The sequence below is a fragment of the Pseudomonas sp. AOB-7 genome (genome assembly GCF_003696305.1).
In the GTDB taxonomy this organism is placed as follows: domain Bacteria; phylum Pseudomonadota; class Gammaproteobacteria; order Pseudomonadales; family Pseudomonadaceae; genus Aquipseudomonas.
Map to the genome: position 1 here is coordinate 1 of NZ_RFFK01000035.1, position 2,043 is coordinate 2,043.

General features: G+C 59.1%; 1 protein-coding gene and 2 pseudogenes. 1 reads left to right on the forward strand and 2 read right to left on the reverse strand.

Translation table 11 applies throughout. The features are described 5' to 3' along the window. Window positions 1-212 (reverse strand): annotated as a pseudogene (locus EA796_RS22845) (DNA repair protein RadC); the annotation flags it as partial. Window positions 213-703: 491 nt separating this feature from the next. Between EA796_RS22845 and EA796_RS22850 the strand changes: the two are divergent. Next, window positions 704-1,668: pseudogene (locus EA796_RS22850) on the forward strand (IS5 family transposase). A 135-nt stretch (window positions 1,669-1,803) separates the two neighbouring features. Here EA796_RS22850 and EA796_RS22855 read toward each other — a convergent pair. Then, on the reverse strand, window positions 1,804-2,043 hold a 240-nt coding region (locus EA796_RS22855; protein WP_122110281.1), incomplete at its 5' end, for a LasR-specific antiactivator QslA.

Consider the following 2,043-nt stretch of genomic DNA (forward strand, 5'->3'; position numbering starts at 1 on the left):
GCTGCGAAAACCTCGTGCTCAAAGCCACCTAGCTTCGCGATCAGGTAGTCCTTGACCAGCTCCGAAGACGTGAAGGCTGCACCTCGCTGAACCTTCTGATCGATCACCTTGCGAGCAGCATCCAGAATCTGTTCTGCAGTGGCAGGCAGATAGCGACCTTGCTCGTCGCGAATCATCAGAGAAGCGTCAAAGGCGAGAGAAAGCTGCGACATGATCATGCTCCAGTTGCTCGGGCGGAATTGCCCGGAACCGGCCCGGCACGGCGCAGCGCAGCAGTCAGGGGGCGATAGCCGGTTCAGCCGCAAATGCGCGAAGCGCATGCAGCCCTTGACGGTGAGAACGCCGTGATAGGGTGAGAGGAAACAGCAAGACCGCCATTCCACCGATCTCGCAGGCGTCACCAGCAAGCGCAGCGCGCAGGCTCTGTCGGCCCAGCGACAGATGTCAAGAGATGTTGTGGGCGAGCAGGAGAGCTGCAGATATGGCCTACACCAGCAACGAAAAAGGAACGAGGCCGGTCGCCACTTGTATCCAGTACCCCATCAACAGGATTGGCAGACGGACGCTATCGAAATATTCTCCGGTCTCTGGGCTAACGAAGTGCAAACAGTCAGTACGCTGACCCTGCACTCCGTTAGGGATGGTCTGAATAAGACTTCCTGAATCTGGTGAAATACGCCGATCCTGTTGCCCGAGTTTCCCGATGAAGCAAATGACCTTCGCCGACGCCGAGTACGCCGGCAAGCGCAAGCAGACCCGCAAGGAGTTGTTCCTGATCGAGATGGATCAGGTGGTGCCGTGGAAGGGTTTGATTGCCCTGATCGAGCCGCACTACCCCAAGGGTGAAGGTGGCCGTCCGGCGTATCCGCTGATGGCGATGCTGCGCGTACATCTGATGCAGAACTGGTTCGGCTACAGCGATCCGGCGATGGAGGAGGCGCTGTACGAGACCACAATCTTGCGCCAGTTTGCCGGGCTGAACCTGGAGCGTATTCCCGACGAAACCACCATCCTCAATTTCCGTCGCCTGCTGGAGAAGCACGAGTTGGCGGCCGGGATTCTGGCGGTGATCAATGGTTACCTGGGCGACCGGGGCCTGTCGCTGCGCCAGGGCACCATCGTCGATGCCACGCTGATCCATGCGCCGAGTTCGACCAAGAATCAGGACGGCAAGCGTGACCCGGAAATGCACCAGACGAAGAAGGGAAACCAGTATTACTTCGGCATGAAGGCGCACATCGGTGCCGATGCCGAGTCCGGCCTGGTGCACAGCGTGGTGGGGACGGCAGCCAACGTTGCAGACGTTACCCAGGTCGACAAACTGCTGCACGGAGAGGAAAACATGGTGGGTGCCGACGCGGGTTACACCGGCGTCGAGAAGCGCCCGGAACATGAAGGCCGGGAGGTGATCTGGCAGATCGCGGCCCGCCGCAGTACGTACAAGAAGCTGAGTAAGCGCAGCGCGCTGTACAAAGCCAAGCGCAAGATCGAGAAGGCCAAGGCCCAGGTGCGCGCCAAGGTCGAGCACCCGTTCCGGGTGATCAAGCGCCAGTTCGGTTATGTGAAGACACGCTTCCGTGGCCTGGCGAAGAACCATTGTTTGCCCTGTCGAACCTGTGGATGGCGCGCCGACATTTGCTGACGAATGCAGGAGAGGTGCACCTGTAATGTGGGAAATGGCCGCAACGAGGTGCACGCGGCGGCTAAAAACACAGGAATGAGCGGGTGATCTGATCGTNCTCAGAATCTTCCTTCCTGGTCTGTTTTAACAGGCCTCTTCATTGGCATTTGCCATGGCTCAGGTCAGCCCTGACATCTCGCTTCGGCGAGCGTCAGGGTCTTTCTGTGGCCGAAGTGTTCACCAGTGTTGTAGGTCTTTGCCTGCTCACCGCAGCCTTGGTGTGAGCACATGCGCTGATGGATACGACTCAGGAAACCCACCTCAAAAGCTCGCCTCTCAATAGCGCAGGGCAGCAGATCGCGCTCCGAGATCATGACTGCCCAGAGCCATCCACTGCGGGCGTTGTCGAGCCAGGTCTGGGC